The sequence below is a fragment of the Wolbachia endosymbiont (group B) of Cyclophora punctaria genome (assembly GCF_964028235.1).
Lineage (GTDB): Bacteria > Pseudomonadota > Alphaproteobacteria > Rickettsiales > Anaplasmataceae > Wolbachia.
The window spans coordinates 1,534,190-1,559,257 of the sequence record NZ_OZ034749.1 but is presented as its reverse complement, the minus strand read 5'-3'; the positions used below and the strand labels follow the sequence as shown (position 1 = coordinate 1,559,257).

Below are 25,068 nucleotides of genomic sequence, written 5' to 3'. Positions count from 1 at the left end.
CCTTATTGTAACTATGAACAAAATAATAATAAAAAAATTTGGTGGTACTTCGCTAACTGACTTAAATCGAGTTGCAAATCTAATAAAAAACGATATTGAAAAAGGTTATAATGTAATTGCTGTTGTATCCGCTGCTGCAGGATTCACTGACCAAATGGCTTTTCAAGCCAGGCAAATTTCAAATTTAAATTGTAGACAAGAGTTATCAGAGTATGATGTCCTGCTTTCAGCAGGAGAACAAGTCTCTTGCGGGTTATTAGCTATCACTCTTCTGTCTGTTGGAGTTAATGCTAAATCATGGCTCGCCTGGCAGTTACCAATTCTAACGGATAATTTTTATTCTGAGTCTAAAATAAAAAAGATAAAAATTGACCATGTAAAAAGATCTTTTGCTGAGGGTTATACTGCTGCAATCATTGCTGGTTTTCAGGGTATATACGATGATAGAATCACTACTTTTGGTAGAGGAGGATCTGACATCTCAGCAATTGCCTTTGCTGTAGTCTTTGGTATTAGGACTTGTGAAATTTTTACTGATATTGACGGAATATATACAGCAGACCCAAAAATTGTTCCAAGGGCACGCAAGCTTAAATCTATCTCTTACAATGAAATATTGGAGATGTCGTCATCTGGTGCTAAAATATTGCATAATCGTTCAGTACAACTTGCAATGAAGCATAATATTAAGGTGCAAGTGTTATCCACTTTTGAGGAAGTAGAAGGCACTACAGTACTACACGAAAAAGATGTACTGGAAAGATACTTAATTACTGGAATAACTTATAGCACTCACGAAGCTCTTGTAACTTTTACTAACTTTGCAAATACTCTGGATACTTTAAGAGATATAGCAGGAGCAAACGTTAAAGTTGACATGATACATGGGTCAAGCTTTTTGATTTCTAAATTTGATGTTGATTTAATGACAAAGTTATTGAACAAAAATGAAAATTATGTCGTAAACAATAATATAGCTAAAATTTCAATAATTGGTATTGGTGTTATGTCTAACACTGAAGTGATGTACCGCACACTCAAGGTTTTAAGCGAAAAAAAGATAGAAATACTTGCTGTCACAATGTCCGAAATCAAGATCAGTATAGTTGTTCAAAAAAAACACGCTGAGGCTTTAATTAGAGATTTACATACCGAATATGAGCTTGATGTATGACAGCACGCTTGAAATTTATTTACTTGATAATTCAAAAAACTTGAAAGAGCAAAGATAGTTATTGAAATTATCTTGATTTACATCGGTTATCCAAGTTTGACATTGAATGCTTAACACCTCCTCAATTAACACCTTTCTGTAATCTTTATCCAGATGAGACATTATATCGTCAAGCAGAAGAAGAGGTGCTTTATTGTAATGAATACACCTTGCTTTTACACTAGATAAGATGATAGAAAGCAGTAATAGCTTTTGCTCTCCAGTAGAACAAAGATTTATTGGCATGTCCCCTTTTTGGCAAAAAACCCGAAAATTATCATTATGTACAGAAAAGGTTACTCTACCAGTTAATGAGTCTTTTTCTCTATTTTCCTTTAGACGATTCTGAAAATATTCTGCAGTATCGTTCAAAGTTAGCTGACTGCTAAATTTCAAACTTGCCTTTGGAAAAAACTCACAAGAATGGTTATCAATTGTGCCCTGTAGTATTTTTAAAACAGACAAACGCATACGTAAAATATCAACTGCATTGGTAGCCATGACGTTTTCAAGGCTAGAGAGCCAATTTTCGTCTAAAATATTCTCTCTAAGCAGTTTACTTCGCTCATGTTTAGCTTTCCTGTATTTCATATAGCAATAAGTGTAATTTTCTTCAAACAGTGAGACGATACGGTCTAAAAATTTTAATCTGTCACTCGGAGAATTAAGAAGAATATAGTCCATTTGTGGAATGAGCCATATTACATTGGATATTCTATACAGAGATGAATAACTTGATTGTGTTTTTCCATCAATTTGTATTAGTTTATTATTAAGATTCTTTCCTATACCAATTGAGTTAAAGTATGTTCCATTAAAAAAGTCATAATGCACTGCCCAATCTTCATTACTGAGTCTATTTTGCATCTCACTAATTTTTACTTTTTTCATGCCATTACTTTTAGCAAGCAATGAGATTGCTTCAAGTATATTAGTTTTACCAACACCATTTTGACCAGTTATTACAACCGATCTATCGTCTAAATCCAGTTCGAAATTTGAATGACTACGGAAATTATGTAATTTCAATTTTTTTATATAGCAATGGGTAGCCATTCTTTAATTTATATTCTGCTTACTTCCTCTAAAACCTCATCAACATGTCCACTCACTTTTACATTTTTCCAAATCTTCACTACTTTACCTTTTTTATCTATTAAAAAAGTAGTACGCTCTACTCCCATATACTTTTTGCTAAACATACTTTTCTCTACCCAAACACCATACTTTTCCAACATTTCAGCATTTTCATCAGAAACTAAAGAAAATGGCAGAGAATATTTTGCTTTGAAGTTAGCGTGGCACTTAACGCTATCTTTTGATACACCAATTATCACTGTGTCAAGAGAAGAAAAATTTTCTATATTGTCTCTAAAGCCTTTTGCCTCCATTGTGCAGCCCGGAGTATCGTCTTTAGGATAAAAATAAAGAACTACATTTTTTTTATCAAAAAATTCACTCAGTGATAAAATCTCACCAGAATCTGTTGGCAAGCTAAAATCAGGTGCATTATTTCCTATTGTTAATTCCATACTTTGCTCCATTATTAACACTTTTATGGTACTATATTATATTGTAATAGGAAGGGAGGATAAATGAAAGTAGCTTTTCAGATGGATGAAAGTATAAATTTTGAAGCTGATACTACATTTTCATTAATAAAAGAAGCGCAAAGAAGAAGGTACGAAATTTTTGTTTATGTACCTAATAATTTAGCACTCAAGTTAAATCAGCCAATTGCCCTTGCTCAGAAAGTCAGCGTTGATGATTGTAGCTTCATTTCAAAAGAGGATGTAGTAATCAACCTAAATGAAATGGATATCATATTTATCAGACAGAATCCACCATTTGATATGCGGTACATTACAACAACCTATATCTTAGAAAAGACTACTGCGTTAGTAATAAATAATCCAACAGAAATAAGAAACTGCCCTGAAAAATTAATTACTTCACTGTTTCCAGAGCTAATTCCTCCAACTTTGATCACTGAAAATATATCGATGATTAGAAATTTTTGTCACGACTATCAAGATATCATCTTGAAACCACTATATAGCTATGGAGGAAATGACGTAATAAGAATACAAGACCAAAATAGCATTCAAGTGGTAGTTGATCTCATGATTGCAAAATATGAATGTCCTGTAATTGCACAAGCGTTTTGTAAAAAGATAAATACAGATAAAAGAATACTGCTACTGGATGGAAAGCCAATAGGAGTAATGAAGCGAGTTCCAAAGTCTAGCGGAGAAATCAGAACAAATTTGAGACTCGGAGCAAGTTTTGAGCCTGTCCAAATGAATGATAGAGACAACGAAATATGTAATAAAATTGGTCCTGAGCTAAAGAAAAGAGGGCTAATATTCGTTGGCATTGATATTATAGATGACTTCCTTCTTGAAATTAACACAACTTCGCCTACGGGAGTAGTTTATATCAATAAGTTGTATAGTAAATCACTAGAAAAAGAACTATGGGATGCATTTGAAGAAAAAGCAATTCGTCAACTAAGTTCTTGAGCTATTGCCTTAATAAATTCAGTAACTCCATTCCTTATTCTTGTTTTCTTAGTATTATTAGCCATATCAAGCAATTTTTGACAATTTTGCAATAAATCAACTAGCAACTCTCCTAGATTCTTTTTCGCGTTACTATTTTGCTCAACCATTACAGCTGCTCCCGAATCTTCAATATGTTTTGCATTATAAAATTGATGGTTATCTTTTGAGTGAGGATAAGGAATATATACAGCAGGACGCTCAGCAAGAGTAATCTCTGCTATTGAAGTTGCCCCCGCTCTGCTAATTACCAAATGAGCATTGGCCAGTTTATTTTCCATATCATCGAGAAACTCACTTAACTCACAATCAATTCCTTCACTTTTGTATAGACTCTTGACCTTGTTTATATTTTTCTTCGTACATTGCTGCGTTACTCTAATCCTCTCTTTTACTTCAACAGGTAGATCACAAATTACGCTGCTCACTACATCATCAAAAAAATTTGCACCCTGACTGCCTGCTATTATTAACACGTTTAAAACTGTTTCAGCTCTAGAATAGCCTTGTGCTTCTATATCGACAAAATTTCCTGTAAAAACGCATTTACTACCTTCTGCATACTTAGTCTCTGGAAAGCTAGTTGCAATTAATTTTGCACTCTTGAAAAAGAATCTATTTACTCTCCCTAAAACTATATTTTGTTCATGTAAAATTATAGGTATAGAAAAAATCTTTGCTGCAAAAAGAGTTGGAAAAGAAGCGTAGCTACCAAAACCAATGATCAGCTTTGGTTTTAATTTTCTTGTTTGATACAGTGCTAATACACAACTATACATTAACAAAAAGAGAAACTTCAATTTGTTGCCACTTGGCTTGCACAATGGTAAAATATAACTTTCTATATTGATGGTTTTTTGATCAGTGAATAATATACAATTGTGCCCTTGTACCTTTAGTGCTTTTGCTAAGGTTATAGCTGGAAAAACATGCCCACCTGTACCGCCTGTTGCTAGAATAATATCCATCTGTAAATAGCAATTTGATAATAGATTATTAATCATTTTTTAATAATCTGCATGTAAAATTTTATTAAGCTTTATGATAGTTGAGTTAAAAATGCCTGAAAGTAGCAACAGCAAAAACGTGAAAAACAAGCCTCAAGAGCAAAGAGAAGGCGGAAGCGGAGGTTTTATAGGATTATTAAAAAGCATAACAAAAGCTCTTTTTAACTCAGTTGTTGATCTACCTCAGCAAGAACAACTCAATAAAAATATTGATAGACAACAAGGTTTAGACAGTAAAAGAAAAAGCCCAGAGGATCTTAATCAGGAAAAAAAGCTTGAAGTGAAAGAAGCAGCTGAAGGGTTAAAAGAAAAGTTAGAAAAATCTGATATTGGTAATCAATCTATTAGAATTGAATCGCCTAATCAGGATAATTGTAGCTCTAAAACAATGAATCGTTAGCTTAACTATTTAACGATTCATCATCTGCAGCAAGTACTGATTCGTGTATAATTTCCGAAATAGTTGGATGAGGAAAAATCGTAGATTTTATGTCGCAGTCTGTTCCCTCTAGTTGCTTTGCAAGAGCGAAATTGCTAATTAACTCTGTTACTTCCGCTCCTATCATGTGAGCTCCAAGAAGTTCGCCTGTTTTTTTGTCTATAATTGTTTTCACTAAACCTTCAGTTTCACTTAGTGCAATAGATTTACCATTAAAGTTGGAGTGAAATTTTCCTACTTTTATATCGTATCCACTTTTTATTGCCTGTTCCTCAGTAAGGCCAACGCTTGCTACTTGCTGATGAGAGTAAGTGCAATTTGGTATGCACTCTTTTTTTAACTTATGAGCATTTTTACCAGCAATTTTCTCAACACAGATTACAGCTTCATGACTTGCTTTATGCGCTAAACATGGGGGACCAGCTACATCACCTATTGCATACACACTTGATTCACTTGTTTCATACCACTCATTCGTTTCAATGAAACCAGAAGGACTCAACTTAATTTTTGTATTTTCTAAACCTATATTTTCAGTGTTTGCTTGAACGCCAACTGCAACAATTACTCTATCGAATTCTTTATTATCACCACTACTTAGCTGCACTTGAACAGAGTCTTTATTTTTAGTGAAAGTTTTTACACTATTGCTCGTATATATTTTTATTCCTTGTTTTGTAAATATCTCTTGTACTAAATTTGAAATGTCTTTATCTTCCAGCGGCAAAATAGTGTCTTTTACTTCTATAATTGTTACATCAACCCCCAAAGTACTATAAAAACTTGCAAATTCTATTCCTATCGCACCAGAACCTATGATTAGTAGCGATTTTGGTAACTTCTTTGGAGTCATAGCGTGCTGCGCATTCCATATTAAATCTCCATCCGCCTCTATTCCAGGTAGATTTCGCGCTCTAACACCTGTTGCTAAAATGATATGATTGGAAGAAATTTCCTCCTCCTTTTTGTCATTAAGAATTTTTACAGTACGATTACCTGCAAGTTTACCAAAGCCTTGATGAACTTTGATGTTATTTTTTTTCATCAAATATGCAACACCGCTTGACAATTTATCAACAACGTTTCTTGAGTATTTCACTATTGATTGTATATCAAAACTTGCATCCTTTACTTTTATGCCAAATTCTTCTGATCTTGTTATTAACCTATAAATTTCAGATGCTCTAAGTAGCGATTTTGTTGGTATACACCCCCAATTTAAGCATATACCACCCAAATTTTCTTCCTTTTCAACAATTGCAGTTTTAAATCCAAACTGTGCCGCTCTAATTGCTGCTATATAACCACCAGGACCGCTGCCTATAACTGTAATATCATACTCATTCATCAGCTTTCTTCGTATTCAAAAAGATTATATATAACAGATGGAACCCGTATGATCAATGCTCAGGTGCATAGAAGCGGCTTGACAAATCTTCCCACTTTTCTTCTTATACCAATAAGAGTATTTATCCTTATTTTTAATCTCCGCGGGTTTAACAACAAAACTCAGATATTTATTGGCAGATTACATAAAAATTATAGCGGCTGCATGTTTTTTAAATTTTTTCTACTTCAGCCAAAACACGCTTGTTAGCACATTATCAATTTACATTATTAAAACTCGCTATATAGGGATTCTTTTGCCTTTTTTTACTTAGTAAATTTATTAATATTTATAGCTAAAGCTTCAGGCCAGCACTTGATGCTGAAATCTTTACTACAAATAAGCATATTGAGCACAAAATTATGCTAAAACACAACGTTTTTGGTGAGACTATGGACAAACTGAATCCCAGTATCTGGGCACTGGGATGACAAGAAATAGGCTGCTTGAATAACAACGAAAGGTTATTTGGATGATAGCTACACTTCCAGTGTCAGCTACTCGGATGACAAGAAAGAGGGCACTGACATGCTGAACCATAATGTTCGTACAGCTGTGCAAGAATCAGTGGGTGTGACTTGCCAAATTTTTAAATTACGGACAGCACCAAGTAACGCACAAGTACAGCGTCTATACCAATTATTGTTGTACCTTATTTCTTTCTCCACAATACATTTTACCTGATAAGAATAGAGCTACTATAAGATAAATAAGATTCCATGTTGCTAACGAAACACCAAAGATATAATGAGGTCTGTCACAAGACGGAGAGTAGTTAGGGTTTAATAGATTATTTCTTAGCTCTTCTATGCTAACGTTACCACTTGCTTGCTCTGTACAGCCTAAAACATCATGAAATAAGTGGAGTTCAAGACCTACATGATAAAAAGATATTATTGCACCAATGAGATAGCTGCAAAACATCGCATAGATTAGGATTTTGTTTTCTTTGAACATGTACGCAACTGCAAGTAGACCTGTAACATAGTAAGCTACTCGCTCGTATATACATAACTTACACGGTATCATATTGAAAAAATAGTCTAGCACATATGCAAAAATTAAAGCGACAGCGCTTGATAAGAGAAAAATTATAGAACTGTTATTTACATCTGACATAGTTAATGAATTACTACAATATCTGTGAAGAGTCAACTCTTGTTTGACAACGTTTCATGTAACGATAGAACACTAAGTACTATGTTACCACTTTTACACCCTATACATATGTTCGCCGTTGTATCAACTATGTTTTTTAAAAAATTTTTTATTGTGTAATTTTGCAACTTGATCCAATCATGTAGGTAATAAAAATCCATTCGTCATAGGAATAGAATTTTATGTCAAACAGCTATTGCTTGCTTAAGCCAATGAATATGTGAATAAGCACTTTAAGTTTGTGTGGACGCACAATATTCATTTCAATTACTGCTATGTAAATTTTAAACATTCAAATTAATTGCCTCTTTAAGCCTTGCATTAGCAATTACTATAATTTTACGCATTAGAGCTGTTATAGCTACCATCTTCTTCTTACCACTTTCAACAAGCTTAGAATAAAAGGTGCCAAGTGCAGATTTGGACCTTGCAGCAGACATGGCAGATGTAAAGAGCTTTGAACGAACATTACTTCTACCTCCTATAATCCTTCGGTAACCAACAGTTTTACCACTTTCCCTAGGATGAGGTGCTACTCCGGCAAGACTTGCTACTTCTTTTCTACTTAAGTAGCCAAGCTCTGGCATTAAACACAAAAAATCTTGTGATAACTTTTTGCCTATTCCAGGAACTGTTTTAAGGATTTTTTGACGTTGTTGTAGCTCATGGCTTTCATCAATAATTTTTTGTATAGTGTCATTGAGTTCGTTTATTTGATTATTGAAAAATTCAATGGTCTTCTGGCAACTTTCCTTTATATGGTCATTTTCAGGAGCTTCCAGTCTACACTTTTCCTGAGCTCTCATTTGCGTAATGTCATCACGACGTTGACAAAGTGCAACCAGGGTTGATTGTTCTTTTGATTGTAGGTACAAATAGAGAGAGAGTTCTATGGCGTTCAAATCCATATTGAGCAAGAGCCCTCGCATCTGATTTATCAGACTTTGCTACAGTTCCGTGAGACAAGATAAAGCTTTTTACTTTACGAGTATTAGCTCGATGTACTGCAATATTCTTGTCAATAAGAAAATGTGACAAACCAAGCTCATATTTTCCTGTGTTTTCCAAAGTTACTAAAGAATTAGGTAGAATATCTGAAAACTTTTGAAATAATTGTTGCCAAACATCAGAATCATTGTCAAATTTGACAGCGTTCTTCTGTTTGTGAATTGCAACGACATTTTTAAATTTTCCGATATCAATGCCAATAAAATTTTGATAAGATGTAACCATAACAAACCTCGATAGTTTTAGTTAATTTAAGATTGTAAACGGGTGCATATATATGTCCCAAGCAACTATTCAAACGTATCGAGAGATGGGCTAGTGTACCTTGATTTAAACGGTTGTAGTACCAATATTCTTCCGGTCGCACACGCCCATGATAGTCCTATTCCTATAGTGAGTAGGGCTATCTTTCCCTCTTATCCTCTTTTATATCACATTTTCAACTTACAATTGGTTCAGTAATCAGCCCTTTCATATCAGTTGCAACTCTAGTATCACTATCTATTTTTGCAATTTCTTCTTTGGTATACAATTCATCCTTGTTTTTCGTCCAGCTATTGTCATATTGAATATCAACTTCTCCTCCATTGGTTTTGAAGCCGAATATTTCTTCTATAACTGATTTTTTGTCAAATGAGTATTCATTAGAAAGACTGTGACATATTATAACATCTGTAATTGTGTAAACATAAGATGGTGCTGATCTAAGCATAGGATAATATGTTTTAAATCTTCTCTTAACTTCATTATAAATTTCCGTAATCTTTATTCTACCAGCATCACTTACAGCAATGATAGCGTTCTCAATATCTATCATACCGCTGTAGCTGTGGCCTGTTCCTTCATTTTCAGCAAGTAGAAAGCCCTGTTTAGCATGAATCTCACCAATTTTCTTGTCTTCTGTAGGTAAGATATCAAAATCAAAATAAATTATAGGAGACTTCAGTGCCAACAACATAAATATACGCATGCTGTCTATCTCAACACCAAAAGATAATCTTTCATCTTCTGGAATAGAGTATAGATCTCTAAAATATTGAGACACCTTGTATAAAGGACATTTAGATTTTTCAATTTGCCACATTTTTTGTAAATGAAAGCTAAACTCATATTCCCCTAAATCCAGCTCATTAAAATCTATAAGTTCTATATTTTTGTTTGGGTTAAATTTTCTGTTTGATATTTTATTCTCCAACTCTTTACGTTGCATAGGAGTAAAACCAGATCCATTTATTACTAATTTCACTACACGTGTACTTTCCCTCTTTGCCCATTCGCTCAATCTCTCCACGTATTTTTCTGGGATTAGATATCCATATTTTCGGGGAAGCCACTGAAACACTAAGGGTGTATCAACCGTGAAAGTATGTGGAGATCCAGGCCTTAAATCTTGTCCTTTATAATTCATAGCAAAAGTACTAAATAAGTTAATACTTTGCTATATAATATTAATTTATCAACTACTTATTTAAGTAATATTATTTATTTATTAAAAATATTACTTAAATAAGATTACCTACTTTACATAGGGATTTTTGTTCTTTTTCAAAAGTAATCTGACTGGTACGCCTTCAACAAAGAAGTTTTTTCTAAGACCATTAGTCAAATAACGTTTATAACTCTCATCAACACTTTCCGGGACGTTGCATACCAAAGAAAAAGCTGGAGGTTTGGTGCCAATTTGAACAATATACTTCATTTTAATTGCTCTACCTTTTATAAGTGGGTGAGAATGTTTTTCCACAGCATCTATTAGCCAATTATTCAGTTTTGCAGTGCTGATCTTCTTGTTTAAGGATTCACTCACTTCAAGACACTTATCTATCACATCACCACAGCGCATACCTTTCAATGCAGAAATTGTTACAGTTGGCACTTCCAAAAATAACCGAGTCACTTCCTGTTGTTTGACAAATTTTATTAACTTACTTCTGTCATCCTTACCTATTAAATCCCACTTATTTAAAACGATGATAATTCCCTTCCCCCCTTTAATTGCAGCTTCAGCAATTGATAAATCCTGCTGCTCAACGCCAAGCAAGGAATCTAGCATTAAAATCACTACATGAGAGCGCTTTATTGACTCTATACTTTTTTCAACAAATCTTGATTCTAAGTTATCAACAACATTTGCCTTTCTGCGGATTCCCGCAGTATCGATGAGAGTGATTAATTTCCCATTATGGTCGTATGAAATATCCACAGAGTCACGCGTGGTACCAGGTTTTGAGCTTACTATTAGTCTATTTTCTGCAAGTAAACTGTTTAAAAAAGTTGATTTTCCAACGTTTGGGCGACCGATGATTGCAATCCTCAGTCTAATGGACTCACTTTCAGGCAGCTCAGTTTTTTTGTTAAAATCTTCAATAACACCAGCTAATACATCATAAAGATCAATCATACCAAGATTATGTTCGGCTGAGATGTACACCGGACCTATGAAGTTGAAGAACTGCAAATGATCAACATTTTCCGATTTATGACTTTCGCATTTGTTTGCTATTAGTATTACAGGTTTGTTCGTTTTTCTCTTCAGCCACTTTGCAAACTCTTTGTTCTGCTCATTTTGCACTTTTGCATCAACAAGAAAAAAAATTACATCTGCGCTTAATAAAGAAAACTCTATTTGTTCAATAACTTGTAGTGAAAAACTGGTTTGGTCATTCCATCCTCCTGTATCTATAACTTTAAACTCTAAATCACTAATTCTTCCAATTCCTTCACGCCTATCTCTCGTTACTCCTGGAATGTCACTAACTACCGCTGCTTTTCTTCTTACTAGCCTATTAAATAGAGTTGACTTGCCTGCATTTGGAAGGCCTATTATGGCTATTTTCAGCATAGTTTAAGAGCGTATTTTATACATAGTAAATTATAATCAAAATTTTTTAGTTTAACTATTGACTTGATAGATTATATACCTATCCTAAAATTAGGATATTTTATCTTAAGTTTATTATGTAGAATTGGAGGCACTATGCATAATGCAAATGAAACTTTAATAATGAATTTCGATCAAGTTGCTCAATTAACTCCTCAAATTTATAAATTAGGGACACCTTATAACAACAGGACACGTATATATAACTATATAACTTTAGCTAAAGCATTGGAGAATCTCAATGATCCATCCCGGTCACATGCAAATAAGGAGCTTTTTTTGAGTGACAATGATGAAGAAACTAAGAAATTTCTGAGTGTAATTCGAAAAGGAATTGCTGAATATACAGGTAATGATTCTATAGATGTGAGGTTGAGAGGAAAAGAAGATAAATCATTTACTGCATAGGTATCGTTAAAAGAAGGCAGAGGTGAGTTAAAATTTGATAACTCATTTCCTGGTAAAGCCTTAAAGGATAGTAATCCAAAAATTGGAGCTTTTACATTGGTATCTCCAGAAGATAAAAGGTTGGTGCGTGTTTCACAAAGTGATGATGGTGTAAGGCTTTATCAAATACTAAATGAGTCTTGTATAATTAAATTTAACTGGAAAGTGGGTGATAGAGATTGCAGTATTGCTTTAAATATTAGTGAAAATGGTAACGTATTTTGTACTGATTTAAGTGATAATATAAGTCCTGAGGACTTCGAGGAAAACAAAGCTGTAAAAATAAAAATTGGCTATTATGAGAATAAGAAGATGGATAAATATAATGACATGACTCTAGCAAAATTGGTCTCATTGGCTTCAAACTTACAAGGAATTGAAAGAGAAGTTATAACAATTAATCCATCAATAGGTGTAACAAGTGCAAGTGCACAGAATGTTAGTGAGTCTCAGCATTCTCAGAATATTAAATAGAAATTGCTAGCGCATTAATTATCGTACACATACACCGTTGCATGCAGCAACGGTGTATGTGTATAATCAATAGGATTTGTAAGCTCAATAAAGTTTACAACCAATTTGAAAGTTATTTTACTACATGCAAGACTCTGAAATACTAGAAACTCTAAAGATCAAAACATTAGAAGCCGAAAAAGGAGGAGGTCCTGATAGAGTTAACAAGCAACATGAAAAAGGAAAGCTAACCGCTAGAGAAAGGTTGAGTATATTGCTCGATGAAAATTCATTTCAAGAGTATGATAAGTTTGTGAAGCATCACGCAACTGATTTTGGCATGCAAAATGCTGATTTTTTAGGTGATGGAGTTGTAATTGGCCATGGTACTATTTATGGCAGAAAAGTTTTTGTTTATTCTCAGGATTTCACTGTCTTTGGTGGATCACTTGGTGCATCACATGCAAAAAAAATATGCAAAATTATGGATATGGCAATTAATGCCAGGATTCCAATTATCGGACTAAACGATTCTGGTGGAGCCAGAATCCAAGAAGGAGTAAATTCCCTTGCTGGTTACGGAGAAATTTTTCAAAGGAATGTAAATGCATCAGGCGTTATACCACAAATCTCTCTAATCATGGGCCCATGTGCTGGCGGTGCAGTTTACTCTCCAGCGCTAACCGATTTTATTTTCATGGTAAAAAATAGCTCATACATGTTTATAACCGGACCAGATGTAGTAAAAAAGGTTACATACGAAAACGTAAGCCACGAAGATCTCGGTGGAGCAAAAATTCATACGAGCAAAACAGGAGTAACAGATTTTGCATTCAATAATGAAGTTGAAATGCTACTAGAAATGCGAAAATTCTTCACCTTTTTGCCAGCAAATAATCAAGAGTTGCCAAAAACTGTACCGATCTGCGACTTAATTGATGATGTTGATGAATCTTTGAACACTCTAGTTCCTAGTAATCCTAATACTCCTTATGATATGTATGAACTCATTGAAAAGGTGTGTGATGAAAGGAAATTTTTTGAACTAAAACCCGATTTTGCTCGTAACATCATAATTGGCTTTGGCAGAATTGGAGGAAATACTATTGGTGTTGTTGCAAATCAACCTATGCACCTTGCAGGATGCTTGGATATTGACTCTTCAAGAAAAGCTGCAAGGTTTGTAAGATTTTGTGACGCATTTAACATTCCCATCATCACACTTATTGATGTTCCAGGGTTTTTACCTGGCACGAATCAAGAATACAATAATATAATACAACACGGAGCGAAACTGCTTTACGCTTACGCTGAAGCGACCGTGCCGAAAATTAGCCTTATCACTAGAAAAGCGTATGGTGGTGCATATATTGTTATGAACTCAAAGCATTTAAAAGGTGATATAAATTATGCTTGGCCAACCGCTGAGATAGCTGTAATGGGCCCTGAAAGTGCAGTTGAAATTATATTTAGGCATGAAAAAGACCAGCAAACGTTAATCAAAGAATATAAAGAGAAATTTGCTAATCCATTTTTTGCTGCATCACATGGATACATTGATGACATTATAGTGCCAAGTAAAACAAGGCATCACTTTCATAAAGCATTAGAGCTACTTAAAAACAAGAAAGTAGAAAGAATATGGAAGAAGCATGATAATCTTCCTTTGTAACTTTCCTCTCAGTCTTTATTGTAAGGTCTACAGTGCCGTTACACCAAGACTAGCGCTTGGATTACCAATAACGCTAACTTTTGGGTTCTTTTTTCTACAATATATTCTTACCTTAGCTAAAATTTACTTCCGCGTGTTTTAAATCTGATTATAATTACAATTAGAGATATTTTTAGAGCTCAAAAATTTATCTTTGTCTGCAGACTTTTTTTATTAAACAATCGAACTCATACAAAAATGTAGCGTATCCTCTTCAGCGTATGTGGGTGCATACACACATACTTAATTTCTGTCGTATGTGCACTGCATTTTTTTCTAATCTTTTTTTCTGACCTTACCCAGAAAAAGTAGACAGAAAGTTAAGACGTTTTTGCTATGAGAATGATGAATCAAAAAGCTCAGGAATGCAATAGTTAATAGTAGAATGTCTACGCTGTTTATTATAAAAAATTTCTATATATTCAAATATTGCGGTTTTAGCTTGTTGTGCAGAGTGTTGTGAAGTATCAATGAGTAACTCTCTCTTAAGTGAACTAAAAAAGCTCTCTGAAACAGCATTATCATAACAACAACCTTTGTGACTCATACTAGAAGTAATATTTTTTGTACTTAGTAAAAATTGATAATTTTTAGAGGTGTATTGCGATCCTTGATCGCTATGAAATAGTAGATTTTTAGCAGATTTGCGCCTACCAATAGCCATGAATAACGCATCTATAACTAATTGCCTATTTACTGCATTACTCATTGACCAGCCAATCACCATGCGTGAATATAAATCTATTATTGCTGCCAAATATAACCATCCTTCATTAGTTTTTATGTACGTAATATCAGTTACCCATATCTTGTTAGGTTGATCAGCGATGAAATTCTGATTTAATATGTTAGGAGTTATAACTCTATTGTCTATTTGTGGTTTTTTACTTTTAAACTTTCGTCTAAGCTTAGCTTGAATGCCATTTTTCTGCATAACATTTTGCACTGTTTTGATGTTATAATTTTTACCTAAAGCCTTTAATTCAGCGTGAATTTTAGGAGCTCCGTATCTGCATTGTGATGCTCGATATACCTTCTGAATATCTTGTATGAGCTCTTCTCTTATTGATTTTTTGTTGTTTTTTTCCTTAGTAATCCATTTATAATAACCACAAGCAGATACGTTCAAAAATCTGCATAATTCCCGTATTTTATAGCAGTTTTCATGTTCTTTTATAAAAGAATATTTTACTCTTTTTGGTTTGCAAAATATCCCAGGGCTTTTTTTAAAATGTCTCTTTCCCTCGTTACTCTTGCCAGCTCTTTCTTTAAATAAAACTTTTCTTTGTCACAATGAGCTACTTTCCCTTTTCCTGGAAACGCATCTACTCCAGACATTCTATCATTGTATGTTTTTACCCATCTGCTTAATGAATCACCGCTAATACCCAAATCTCTTGCTATTTTTGCTGATGATTGACCTGTTTCTTTTACTAGTCTTATAGCTTCAATTTTGAATTCTGCTGTATATTCTTTTCTTTTTGTCATACCACACCTCTTTGAAAAAACGTTTTATTTTACTTCAAAAACGTCTTAACTTTCTGTCTACTTTTTCTGGGTAAGGTCACTATGATGATAAGAATATGGAATCCTTTATAACTTTCTTCTCAGTCTTTATTATAAGGTGTTCAATAATATGGGAAGAGTAAAGTTTTAAAGAGATAATTAAAATTATCCTTATCACCTACTTAGCAATAAATTATATTTGCTTAATCGTAATTACTTACACTTCTTCAATGTCCTGTTTTATTTATGGCAAACATTAAGCTTAAAAATGTACACAGTCTATTAAATTATATTATTTGTTTTTTCCTTATATACGTTCAGTATATGCATTCTGCTATTGCTTTAGATAACTCTTCATCACATTTAAAAAACTTACCTGATTTTTTACCTTTTAGAAAACCTTTTGATAATATAGAAAAAATTATTAGAACTGACAATTTTAGAAGTTTTGATCTTGATAAAAGAAATAAGCTTTATACCAATGCTCATAATAGTATCAGTCTTGTAAATATTATTAATAAAATTATCTTAGCTCAAGATAACTTATTCATACTAGAAAGTAAGCCGTATAATATAGTACTTGTTGATAATCCCAATCTTAGTAGAACTACAGGTGCTGCAGGAAAGGACTATGTAATTATTGAGGGAAGCTTAAAAAAAAATATCAAAGATTATACTAGAGTGATATCACATGAATTAATTCACAGATATATAGGACATATAATAGAGCAAGACAACGATAAGAAAAATGAAATAAAATATAAGTGGTTTTTTGAAGGATTTACGGAATTTTATGGAGTGAAAACCTTACTTGACACGAAACTTATTAATAAAGATGAATATTTAGAAATAATTAATACTATTTTAAAAAAAATATTTTAACTCCTTAGTACTTGATATTAATTTTGAAAAGGTAGGCAAAAAACATTTACTTGATAAAAACATAAGCATGTTGAGCTATAACAGAGGTTTTATTCTTGCAATGATAATTGATGAGAAATTAAATGAGATTAGTAATGGAGAATATAACTTATTAAATGTTATAAATAGAATAATAAATGAAGCGACTTCAAAGCAAGTTAATTTTAATGTTGACTTATTTGCAAGTCATTTAAAACATTACTTATCAGAGTCCTTTATAAAAGATATCATAGCCTCTATAGGAGATTCTAGCATACTTCTCAGTTTATTACCCAGTAGATTACTGAATAAAAATTTAACTTTCCAAGATACTGATAAGTATAGTGATATATGCTTTAACTTAACCAGAAGTCTAGAGCTACAAAAGATACGTGGGGTTAAATTAGGTAGTGATTGCCATAATATGAGACTCAAGGATGGTCAAGAACTAAAATGCTATAGTATTGATCTTAATAGTGGTAATATTAAGTTAAAAGTCCTTGAAAACAAGATACCGAAAGTTATACATTTGAAAGCAAATAAAATGACGAGTAGCATTCCAATATATAAATAGCTCAAATAAACTCTTGACAAAAGCTATAGTAAACCTAAACTTTGCTATTTTAAAGCAAAGTAATTATGGTAAATGACAAAGAAAAACAAGTGGATTTATTATTAGAGCGTCTTAGCGTTAATATTGGTCAAGTTAGTAGTAGTATTATACTTAAAAGAATAGAGAAGCTTTCAGATAATTTTCATGGTAGAAATAATCACAGTAGCCATTGTCAGTTTGATAGAGATGGTGGAGGGCATGGTAATATATGCTGGGCAGATAAGATAAAAGAAGACCTGACTGAGAACTATCATAAAAAGGATAGAGAAATTTCTATATAACTTTTCATTAGAGCTATTTTACGGTAATTATTCAAGAGTTGAGGGATTTGGCAAGAGAAGCCCTTTTGTATTACCGTTAATATGTGTTTCCAATAATGGTAATCTCGGCCCACTAGATGATTTGAGAACATGTGTCCCTCATAAGTTTGTTGAATATAACATAAGCAATACTAGTTGGGCTAAGTTCTTATCAGATAAATTTTTTAATAACTTTTTGAGTGATATGGAAAACAGGCCTGACGATTGTAAGCAGTGTTGTTATGAAAATATTTGTGGTGGGGGAAGTTATGGTAACAGGTTTAACCCTGCCAACGTAAGTTTTAATAATCCTTCAGTATATTGTGAGGGATTTTTGGCAAAGGATTATACAATTTCTTTTAATGCATGGATTTTCTAAAGAAAAATTACGGCAGGTATTATTGAATAGTAATACTGAAAAAGCAGCTTAATGGTAGTGTATAAAAGGTATTTACTAGATGTTTTTCTATAATCTAATTAGCATCTAGAGGATTGACTTTATGAATATCGTCCTCTAAACTGCCGTTACCAAGATTCGAACTTGGGACCTCGTCATTACCAATGACGTACTCTACCACCTGAGCTACAACGGCAAGTTCACGTATTATGATAATGAATAACATGAAAAAAAATAAGGAAAAAGAAGAAGAGAGAAAAAGATTGGCAAAAGCTTTAAAGCAAAATATTCTAAAAAGAAAAAAACAGCAGCAGAGTAGACAAGATGCCAGAACTCCCAGAAGTGGAAGTAATCTCTAACTTCTTATTTGATAAAATCAAAAATAAGAAAATAAGCAATGTGACAGTCAATAATTGTAATTTGCGTGTACCAATAACGAAGAATATTGATGATTTGCTAAAGGGCAAAGTTATAAATGATATCAAGCGTAGAGGTAAATATATAATCTCGAATATAGATGCTAGTATGGCTGTAATCATACACCTTGGCATGAGCGGAAAGCTTATATATGCTGAAGACAATCAAGCACAGAACAAACATGATCATGTGATATTCTTATTTTCTGACAACACTTCACTAATCTTTAATGACCCAAGAAGGTTTGGATTAGTGATTGTTTTAAACAGAGAGCAAGAACTAAATTTTTTTAATAACCTAGGAATAGAACCCCTCACAGATGAATTTGACGGACATTATTTACAGAAGTTGCTAAAGAACAGAAAAGCAAATATCAAATCAGTATTAATGAATAATAAGCTAATAGTTGGCGTAGGTAACATATATGCTTCTGAGAGCTTATTTAGAGCTCGCATATCACCACTTAGGCTAGCACAAGATTTAACATATATAGAGTGCGAAAAACTTGCTATCGAAATAAAAAATACTCTGAGTGATGCAATTGCTGCTGGTGGTTCAACACTGAAAGATTATGCACAACCATCTGGATCTGCTGGATACTTTCAAAATAACTTTTACGTATATGGTAAAGTGCAAAAACCTTGCAGAATCTGCAACAATATCATAACACTTATACGACAAAATGGTCGTAGCACTTATTTTTGCAATGCATGTCAGAATTAAATTTTATTTTTGCATATGACACTCTCACCTGAAAAAGATCCTTTTGATTTGTTTTCAAAGTGGTATCAAGAAGTACTTAATTCTCCGTGTAAAGAGCCAACTGCAATGACGCTAGCAACGTGTAGCAAAGACTGCATTCCATCTGCAAGAGTGGTATTACTAAAGGAATATAGTAAAGAAGGTTTTGTGTTCTTTACTAACGTAAACAGTAGAAAAGGAAAAGAATTGACTGAGAACCCCAAAGCTGCACTCGTATTTCATTGGACAGAATTTTCTAGACAAGTACGAATTGAAGGAGAAGTTATGCTTCTAAGCGGCAAAAAGGCTGACGAATATTTCTCTTCTCGAGCACGTGATAGTCAAATTAGCGCGTGGTGCTCAAAACAATCAAGAGTTCTGAAAAATTGGCAAGATTTTGAGCAGGCTATAGAATTGAAAGAGAAAGAATTTCACAATACACAAGTTTCTCGTCCTGACTTTTGGGTGGGATTTTGCGTAATCCCAAAGGTAATTGAATTTTGGCAAGAAGGTGAATATAGGAGACACACTAGATTTAGATATACTCTTGTTGAGAAAAGCACTTGGAAAGTGGAGCAATTATATCCCTAACGTTAGAGAAAGCTACTCTGCAGATCAAAGATAAGGATTTATTGTCATAACAGGACCTGATCAAGTAACTTTTTATGGCTTAAAAACTTGTTGTATGTAACGTATTGTAATACTTACGCAAAATATTTTAGTGCATTCTCAAATATGAGCATTCCATTACCATATTTTGGCATAGCCACTCCTGAACGTTTACATTTTTCTTTTTCAAGAGGCCAGTTATCCTGCTGAGTAAAAAATATTCCTCTCTCTGGGTGAGGCATTAAAGCTAAAACTCTACCACTTTTGTCTGACAAAGCTGCCAGGTCGTATATAGATCCGTTTGGATTGTAAGGAAATTGTAAATTTGCATAGTCACCATTTTCATCAACGTAACGCAGTGCAACGGAATTATTTTCAATCAATTGATTTAAAATATCTTGATCCATAAAAAACCTGCCTTCTCCATGAGCAACAGGAAGATATAGCTCACTCAGGCCCCGTAGCCAAACAGAACTACTCTGCGGATTAACTCTCACTCTAATCCAACGACATTGGTAATTACCTATATCATTAGAGGTTAAAGCTAGATTAGAGAATTCTGGAACTAATTTTACTAATATCTGGCAACCATTACATATCCCTATAATAAGCTTATCCTGAGATAAGAAATTTTGAAATTCGTCTAACAAGTTGTTTTTTATACGCAAAGCAAATGCATTACCAGCGCCAGTATCATCACCATAGGAAAAACCTCCTGGAATTGCAAGTATATTACTTAATTTCAGTTCACTTGGATTATCTATAATATCATTAATGTGAACGATTTTTACTTCAATATTATTAATACCAAGCTTTCTGCTGCATTCCATAAATGCAAATGCAGTTTCTTTTTCGCAATTTAAGCCATAACCAGATAGGATTGTAATTTTCATGAATCAAAAAACTCGAACTTTCTTTTTACAAAATTTGCTATTAAATTCAAAGCAAATAGCATTAACAATAAAGCTATAATTGCAATGGCAGCAAGCTCAATAAATGCAATTTCAGGACTACTTGACCATATGTATATTTGTACAGGTAAAACAGTTGCCGGATCGAAGAAGGATGTAGGTGTATCAGCAATAAATGCTACCATGCCTATCATAAGTAAAGGGGAGGATTCGCCTAAAATCCTTGCAATTGCAAGCACTGCACCATGTATTATCCGTGGCAACGCAATCGGTAAAGAGTGATCCAATATCACCTTGATGTGAGGTGCACCTAGCGCAAACGCTGCATCTTTTATTGCAATAGGAACGTTTGTAAAGGCATTTTTTGTTGCAATAATAATATTAGGCAGCATCATAAATGAAAGAGTCATCCCGCCAACAAGCGGTGAAGAACGGGGTAAACCAAATATGCCCAAGTAGAGAGTCAGTCCTACCACACCAAATATTATCGAAGGCACTGCAGCAAGGTTATTCATGCTAATTTCTACAATACTGGTTATTAGCCTATTTCTAGGCATAAATTCATAAAGACAGATACCTGACATAATTCCTATTGGCAATGCCAACGCTAAACATACTATAATTGTCATTAATGAACCGATAAATGCCCCTAAAATCCCTGCATTCTCAGGCTCACGAGAATCAGACTTAAGAAACAGAGACTTATTAAAAAATTTTCTTACTCTTCCCTTCTCTTTTAACCAATCAAGTAATTTAGCATAATGATCATTCAAACATTTATTTTTATATAGTGAATTGATCACACTCGATGCGGTAAACCAGATCTCATATTCACCACTATCTTTCACTTTCTTACGAAAAAATTTCTCTAGTTCTTTGTAAGAATTACGACTTAAAATTTCGTCACTGTCTTTAAAATCAGTTTCTTTAAACACCTTACGTAAAGAATCGTTGAGTAAGCCAATGGACTTATACCGCAAATCACTAGGATTATTTGTTAAAGTAAGATCAGCATTTATTTCAACTGGCAATAAAATTTTCGTTACTGTTAAAGCACTATAAGAGTTAACTAATATACTTAGTAATATACATATAGGACACCCAACTGAGACAATCAGTGATGTAAAAGAGCAAAAGCATAAAATGCTGTTCTTTTTATTTTTTCTTTTTACACGAGCATGTACGCGCTTAGATTGAAGTAACTTAAGGAAGTTTTTCTTTATACTCATTTACTTTTCTTTATATGAGGATTTGAAAAAACTTTCCCCTTTTTCCAGTGCTTGACACTGAGATCTAGCAGGCTTTGCCTGCAAATAATTTTTATATTTCTCATGAAAGCACAAACCAAAAGGAGAATCTGGATCCCAGTGTCAAACATTGGGATGACACCACAGCGGGAGGCAAACGTACAGTTGTGCGTCACACACTGGGATAATAAGAGAGAGTTTTGAGATGATACAATTGACATCACTCCCTATTGTATCTACTTAGATTTTTTTTTAACATAAGTAGTACGTTCTTTGATCCTTGCAGCTTTTCCAAATAGCTTGCACAGATAATATAATTTTGCTCTACGGACCTTTCCCTTTCTTATCACTTGTACTGAAATTAATGCAGGAGAGTAAACAAAAAATTGTGATACTATACTTTCTCCATGACTTACCTTTCTAACTGAAAAAGAAGAGTGTAATCCACGATTTCTTTTTGATATACATACGCCCTCAAATATCTGTATACGCTCACCCGTACTATCAACTACCTTAAAAGTGACCTTCAAATCATCGCCAGGACAAAAAGCTGGCATCTCTTTGGCTAATCTTTGTATTTGTTGTTCGTTAAATTTTTCAAGTAAGTTTGTCATTTATCATCTCCATTCAACAATTCAGGTCGACGTTCCTTTGTTCTAACATATGACTGTTCCCTTCTCCAATCACTTATTTTTCTGTGATTGCCAGACAACAGAACCTCAGGAACTTTGTACCTACTCCACTGCTCAGGCCTAGTATATTGAGGATATTCAAGCATACCACCACTATAACTAAAACTTTCTTCAGCAACGCTATCGAAATTATTTACTACACCTGGAAGAAGCCTAATACATGCATCAAGAACCACCATTGCAGCTGGCTCACCTCCCGAAAGTATATAATCTCCAATACTTAACTCATAAGGAGTATACACATCAATTACTCTTTGGTCAACACCTTCAAATCGACCACACAATATTGTTACATGAGGAATTTCTGTTAGCTCCTTTGCAATGCTCTGATTAAATTTTGTACCAGATGGAGTCATATAAATAAATCTAGTATTTTTATGAGCAGAAAGCACATTATCAACTGCATTACCAATCACATCTGGGCGCATAACCATCCCTGCTCCACCTCCATATGGAACATCATCCACAGTTGAATGTTTATCTTTTGCAAAAGAACGAATATTTATTACTTCAAGGTTCCATATTTTTTTTTCTAACGCTTTTCCGGCAAGAGAATAGTTCAAAAACCCGGGGAACATTTCTGGAAATATGGTTAACACTGTAACACTAAACGTCATTAGCAAATTTGTAGTAAACTAAGCAGCAATTTGATATTATCTTATAGTATACAGCTAAATTAATCATGTCACCGAATAAAATCATTTACGAAGGTAAAGCAAAATCCATTATAGCAACTGAAGACTCGTTAAATGTCATACAGCACTTTAAAGATGATGTTACAGCGTTCAACAAGGAAAAATATGAAATTATTGAGGGCAAAGGAATAATTAATAATCATGTTAGTGCTTTTATCATGGAAAAGCTTGAAGAAGCAGGAATTAGCACGCACTTTATAAACACTCTAAACGAAAGAGAACAGCTAGTCAAAAAACTCAAGATAATACCTCTTGAGATAGTGGTTAGAAACATTGCAGCTGGCAGCTTTTGCAAACGTTTTAATATCAAAGAAGGTGAGACACTTACATCTCCTATAATCGAGTTTTTTTACAAAAATGATGACCTAGCCGACCCAATGGTGAATGAAAATCACATACTATATTTTGGTTGGTTATCCCATAAAGAAATGGAAGAAGTTAAAACTACAACTTTAAAGATCAACAAAATCTTAGTCGACCTATTTTCAAATGCAAATATATATTTAGTTGATCTCAAGTTAGAATTTGGTAAATTGATAAACAACAGCACTAAAATCATTTTAGCCGATGAAATCAGCCCTGATAATTGTAGGCTATGGGATAAAAATACGCATAAAAAGCTAGACAAAGATGTTTTCCGTTTAAATCTAGGAAACTTAAAGGAAGCATACTCAGAAGTTGCAAAAAGACTGTCAGTAAAGTTAGACTAACTAAATACTACTCTATCAAGTGGAGGGTTACATGCCTCATCAAGTTTTCCAATAATCTCAATTTTTTCTCCACGCTTTTGGAAATGACTTTCCACATCCTTCATATTCTCGGGATCTACAATCAGTACTATACCTATGCCGCAATTAAATGTTTTTAACATTTCTCTCTTTTCTATTTTGCCTTCTTCTTTCAGCCATAAAAATATATCTGGCCATTTCCAAGAATTAATATTTATGTCTACAAATAAATTTCCTGAGAGAATTCTTGGAATATTGTCTATTAACCCGCCACCTGTTATATGCGCAATGCCTTTTACCTTTAGCATAATAGGCAACAAAGAATCAACATATATCTTTGTTGGCTTAAGTAATATTTCACCCCAAGATTTATTATTCCATGGAGATATATCATTATAATTTATACCTAAGCTTTTAAAAATATGGCGCACCAAAGAAAATCCATTTGAGTGAATTCCATTTGATTCTAAACCAACTACACAGTCACCTGCTTTCATTATACTACAGTTTGGAAGAATTTGCTTTCGATCAACAACACCAACCACAAACCCTGCAAGGTCATAGTGATTGTTACCATACATTCCAGGCATTTCTGCAGTTTCTCCACCAACTAATGCTATTTTAGATTCCTTGCACCCTTCTGCAATGCCCTGGATTACAGACAATAAAACGTTTTTGTTTAAAACGCCTGTTGCAAAGTAATCAAGGAAAAATAAAGGTGTTGCTCCTTGTGCAAGTAAATCATTTACACACATTGCAACTAAGTCTATACCTATAGTATCATGCTTATTCACCTCTTGAGCTATTAATAGTTTTGTGCCCACTCCATCAGTTGAGGAAACAAGTACTGGATGGTCGTATTTCTTACTCAGCGAAGAAAAGTCAAACAATGCGGAAAATGATCCTACTTCACTAATTACTTCTTCTCCTTTAGTCTTTTCAATAATAGGTTTAACTTTTTTTATTAGTTCGTTATATAGTTTAAGGTCTATTCCAGATTTAGCATAAGTATTCATAACGCCTTCATAAATCTTATAATTATTAATAC

The 25,068-nt window shown here is 33.6% G+C and carries 28 protein-coding genes, 1 tRNA gene and 1 pseudogene; 14 read left to right on the top strand and 16 right to left on the bottom strand.

All coding sequences use genetic code 11. The features are described 5' to 3' along the window. Nucleotides 1-13 precede the first annotated feature (13 nt). Nucleotides 14-1,174 carry an aspartate kinase gene (locus tag ABWU33_RS07490; protein ID WP_211907664.1) on the top strand — a complete coding sequence of 387 codons (1,161 nt, stop codon included), beginning with the start codon at nucleotides 14-16 and terminating at the stop codon, nucleotides 1,172-1,174. Between the two features lie 15 nt (nucleotides 1,175-1,189). On the opposite strand, the gene recF is transcribed toward ABWU33_RS07490, so the two are convergent. Both recF and bcp read right to left on the bottom strand, forming a co-directional pair. After that, nucleotides 1,190-2,269: a DNA replication/repair protein RecF gene (gene recF, locus ABWU33_RS07485; RefSeq protein ID WP_211907665.1), complete on the bottom strand. Its 1,080-nt coding sequence runs from the start codon at nucleotides 2,267-2,269 to the stop codon at nucleotides 1,190-1,192. Between the two features lie 8 nt (nucleotides 2,270-2,277). Beyond that, complete coding sequence (gene bcp, locus ABWU33_RS07480) at nucleotides 2,278-2,745, bottom strand: thioredoxin-dependent thiol peroxidase (protein ID WP_211907666.1); 468 nt, start codon at nucleotides 2,743-2,745, stop codon at nucleotides 2,278-2,280. Between the two features lie 63 nt (nucleotides 2,746-2,808). Between bcp and gshB the strand changes: the two genes are divergently transcribed. Beyond that, nucleotides 2,809-3,735, top strand: coding sequence for a glutathione synthase (gene gshB, locus ABWU33_RS07475; protein ID WP_211907667.1), 927 nt, complete (start codon nucleotides 2,809-2,811; stop codon nucleotides 3,733-3,735). Here the strand turns inward: gshB and ABWU33_RS07470 are convergent. Continuing rightward, on the bottom strand, nucleotides 3,720-4,742 hold the full coding sequence (locus ABWU33_RS07470; protein WP_211908752.1) for a UDP-N-acetylglucosamine--N-acetylmuramyl-(pentapeptide) pyrophosphoryl-undecaprenol N-acetylglucosamine transferase: 1,023 nt from the start codon (nucleotides 4,740-4,742) through the stop codon (nucleotides 3,720-3,722). The genes gshB and ABWU33_RS07470 overlap by 16 nt on opposite strands. 73 nt (nucleotides 4,743-4,815) lie before the next feature. Between ABWU33_RS07470 and ABWU33_RS07465 the strand changes: the two genes are divergently transcribed. Further along, entirely contained in the window at nucleotides 4,816-5,181 is a 366-nt protein-coding gene (locus ABWU33_RS07465) for a hypothetical protein (RefSeq protein WP_211907668.1), read from the top strand. A gap of 1 nt (nucleotide 5,182) precedes the next feature. Here the strand turns inward: ABWU33_RS07465 and lpdA are convergent, their stop codons facing one another. The 5 genes and pseudogenes from lpdA to der form a co-directional block, all read right to left on the bottom strand. Next, complete coding sequence (gene lpdA / locus ABWU33_RS07460; protein ID WP_250120201.1) at nucleotides 5,183-6,568, bottom strand: dihydrolipoyl dehydrogenase; 1,386 nt, start codon at nucleotides 6,566-6,568, stop codon at nucleotides 5,183-5,185. Nucleotides 6,569-7,246: 678 nt separating this feature from the next. Then, nucleotides 7,247-7,726: a disulfide bond formation protein B gene (locus ABWU33_RS07455; RefSeq protein WP_211907670.1), complete on the bottom strand. Its 480-nt coding sequence runs from the start codon at nucleotides 7,724-7,726 to the stop codon at nucleotides 7,247-7,249. A 323-nt stretch (nucleotides 7,727-8,049) separates the two neighbouring features. After that, nucleotides 8,050-8,998 (bottom strand): annotated as a pseudogene (locus tag ABWU33_RS07450) (IS110 family transposase). Nucleotides 8,999-9,212: 214 nt separating this feature from the next. Continuing rightward, nucleotides 9,213-10,181 carry a hypothetical protein gene (locus tag ABWU33_RS07445; RefSeq protein WP_353280691.1) on the bottom strand — a complete coding sequence of 323 codons (969 nt, stop codon included), beginning with the start codon at nucleotides 10,179-10,181 and terminating at the stop codon, nucleotides 9,213-9,215. A 108-nt stretch (nucleotides 10,182-10,289) separates the two neighbouring features. After that, complete coding sequence (der, locus tag ABWU33_RS07440; RefSeq protein ID WP_353280690.1) at nucleotides 10,290-11,615, bottom strand: ribosome biogenesis GTPase Der; 1,326 nt, start codon at nucleotides 11,613-11,615, stop codon at nucleotides 10,290-10,292. A gap of 135 nt (nucleotides 11,616-11,750) precedes the next feature. Between der and ABWU33_RS07435 the strand changes: the two genes are divergently transcribed. From ABWU33_RS07435 to ABWU33_RS07425, 3 genes are all read left to right on the top strand, one after another. Continuing rightward, nucleotides 11,751-12,062, top strand: a complete 312-nt coding sequence (locus ABWU33_RS07435) for a hypothetical protein (RefSeq protein ID WP_353280689.1) — start codon at nucleotides 11,751-11,753, stop codon at nucleotides 12,060-12,062. A gap of 96 nt (nucleotides 12,063-12,158) precedes the next feature. Beyond that, nucleotides 12,159-12,575, top strand: coding sequence for a hypothetical protein (locus tag ABWU33_RS07430; protein ID WP_353280688.1), 417 nt, complete (start codon nucleotides 12,159-12,161; stop codon nucleotides 12,573-12,575). 124 nt (nucleotides 12,576-12,699) lie between these two features. Then, nucleotides 12,700-14,226: an acyl-CoA carboxylase subunit beta gene (locus tag ABWU33_RS07425; RefSeq protein ID WP_211907673.1), complete on the top strand. Its 1,527-nt coding sequence runs from the start codon at nucleotides 12,700-12,702 to the stop codon at nucleotides 14,224-14,226. A gap of 373 nt (nucleotides 14,227-14,599) precedes the next feature. On the opposite strand, the gene ABWU33_RS07420 is transcribed toward ABWU33_RS07425, so the two are convergent. Together ABWU33_RS07420 and ABWU33_RS07415 are read right to left on the bottom strand one after the other, a co-directional pair. Continuing rightward, entirely contained in the window at nucleotides 14,600-15,478 is an 879-nt protein-coding gene (locus ABWU33_RS07420; protein ID WP_353273672.1) for an IS3 family transposase, read from the bottom strand. Further along, nucleotides 15,454-15,753: a transposase gene (locus tag ABWU33_RS07415; RefSeq protein ID WP_353280344.1), complete on the bottom strand. Its 300-nt coding sequence runs from the start codon at nucleotides 15,751-15,753 to the stop codon at nucleotides 15,454-15,456. The genes ABWU33_RS07420 and ABWU33_RS07415 overlap by 25 nt, the downstream gene beginning before the upstream one ends. A 264-nt stretch (nucleotides 15,754-16,017) precedes the next feature. Between ABWU33_RS07415 and ABWU33_RS07410 the strand changes: the two genes are divergently transcribed. The 4 genes from ABWU33_RS07410 (at nucleotide 16,018) to ABWU33_RS07395 (ending at nucleotide 17,962) form a co-directional block, all read left to right on the top strand. Next, complete coding sequence (locus ABWU33_RS07410) at nucleotides 16,018-16,653, top strand: hypothetical protein (protein ID WP_246433119.1); 636 nt, start codon at nucleotides 16,018-16,020, stop codon at nucleotides 16,651-16,653. A gap of 67 nt (nucleotides 16,654-16,720) precedes the next feature. Then, nucleotides 16,721-17,245: a hypothetical protein gene (locus ABWU33_RS07405; RefSeq protein ID WP_246433120.1), complete on the top strand. Its 525-nt coding sequence runs from the start codon at nucleotides 16,721-16,723 to the stop codon at nucleotides 17,243-17,245. A 65-nt stretch (nucleotides 17,246-17,310) separates the two neighbouring features. Then, complete coding sequence (locus ABWU33_RS07400; RefSeq protein ID WP_211907674.1) at nucleotides 17,311-17,565, top strand: hypothetical protein; 255 nt, start codon at nucleotides 17,311-17,313, stop codon at nucleotides 17,563-17,565. A gap of 121 nt (nucleotides 17,566-17,686) precedes the next feature. Beyond that, complete coding sequence (locus ABWU33_RS07395) at nucleotides 17,687-17,962, top strand: hypothetical protein (RefSeq protein WP_052264961.1); 276 nt, start codon at nucleotides 17,687-17,689, stop codon at nucleotides 17,960-17,962. Nucleotides 17,963-18,103: 141 nt separating this feature from the next. Here the strand turns inward: ABWU33_RS07395 and ABWU33_RS07390 are convergent. After that, nucleotides 18,104-18,176: transfer RNA gene (locus tag ABWU33_RS07390), tRNA-Thr, on the bottom strand. 19 nt (nucleotides 18,177-18,195) lie between these two features. On the opposite strand from ABWU33_RS07390, the gene ABWU33_RS07385 reads away from it, so the two are divergent. From ABWU33_RS07385 to pdxH, 3 genes are read left to right on the top strand one after another with little or no spacing between them, the layout of a single operon-like run. Continuing rightward, complete coding sequence (locus ABWU33_RS07385) at nucleotides 18,196-18,339, top strand: hypothetical protein (RefSeq protein WP_164819321.1); 144 nt, start codon at nucleotides 18,196-18,198, stop codon at nucleotides 18,337-18,339. Further along, nucleotides 18,305-19,120: a bifunctional DNA-formamidopyrimidine glycosylase/DNA-(apurinic or apyrimidinic site) lyase gene (mutM, locus tag ABWU33_RS07380; RefSeq protein ID WP_029237631.1), complete on the top strand. Its 816-nt coding sequence runs from the start codon at nucleotides 18,305-18,307 to the stop codon at nucleotides 19,118-19,120. Before ABWU33_RS07385 ends, mutM begins: the two co-directional genes overlap by 35 nt. 15 nt (nucleotides 19,121-19,135) lie before the next feature. Beyond that, nucleotides 19,136-19,729, top strand: a complete 594-nt coding sequence (gene pdxH / locus ABWU33_RS07375; RefSeq protein WP_211907675.1) for a pyridoxamine 5'-phosphate oxidase — start codon at nucleotides 19,136-19,138, stop codon at nucleotides 19,727-19,729. Between the two features lie 113 nt (nucleotides 19,730-19,842). Here the strand turns inward: pdxH and ABWU33_RS07370 are convergent, their stop codons facing one another. From ABWU33_RS07370 to trmD, 4 genes are all read right to left on the bottom strand, one after another. Beyond that, nucleotides 19,843-20,640, bottom strand: coding sequence for a phosphoribosylformylglycinamidine synthase subunit PurQ (locus tag ABWU33_RS07370; protein ID WP_211907676.1), 798 nt, complete (start codon nucleotides 20,638-20,640; stop codon nucleotides 19,843-19,845). Continuing rightward, complete coding sequence (locus ABWU33_RS07365; protein WP_250120227.1) at nucleotides 20,637-21,887, bottom strand: PstA family ABC transporter permease; 1,251 nt, start codon at nucleotides 21,885-21,887, stop codon at nucleotides 20,637-20,639. Before ABWU33_RS07365 ends, ABWU33_RS07370 begins: the two co-directional genes overlap by 4 nt. 254 nt (nucleotides 21,888-22,141) lie before the next feature. Continuing rightward, nucleotides 22,142-22,519 (bottom strand): 50S ribosomal protein L19, encoded by a 378-nt coding sequence (gene rplS, locus ABWU33_RS07360; RefSeq protein WP_064085768.1) that lies wholly within the window; start codon nucleotides 22,517-22,519, stop codon nucleotides 22,142-22,144. Continuing rightward, complete coding sequence (gene trmD / locus ABWU33_RS07355) at nucleotides 22,516-23,214, bottom strand: tRNA (guanosine(37)-N1)-methyltransferase TrmD (protein WP_211907678.1); 699 nt, start codon at nucleotides 23,212-23,214, stop codon at nucleotides 22,516-22,518. Before trmD ends, rplS begins: the two co-directional genes overlap by 4 nt. A 65-nt stretch (nucleotides 23,215-23,279) precedes the next feature. Between trmD and purC the strand changes: the two genes are divergently transcribed. Further along, on the top strand, nucleotides 23,280-24,002 hold the full coding sequence (gene purC, locus ABWU33_RS07350) for a phosphoribosylaminoimidazolesuccinocarboxamide synthase (protein WP_353280687.1): 723 nt from the start codon (nucleotides 23,280-23,282) through the stop codon (nucleotides 24,000-24,002). Here purC and purM read toward each other — a convergent pair. After that, the gene (gene purM / locus ABWU33_RS07345; RefSeq protein ID WP_211907680.1) at nucleotides 23,999-25,036 is read right to left on the bottom strand and encodes a phosphoribosylformylglycinamidine cyclo-ligase; all 1,038 of its coding nucleotides are present in this window, start codon (nucleotides 25,034-25,036) and stop codon (nucleotides 23,999-24,001) included. The genes purC and purM overlap by 4 nt on opposite strands. Between the last annotated feature and the right edge of the window lie 32 nt (nucleotides 25,037-25,068).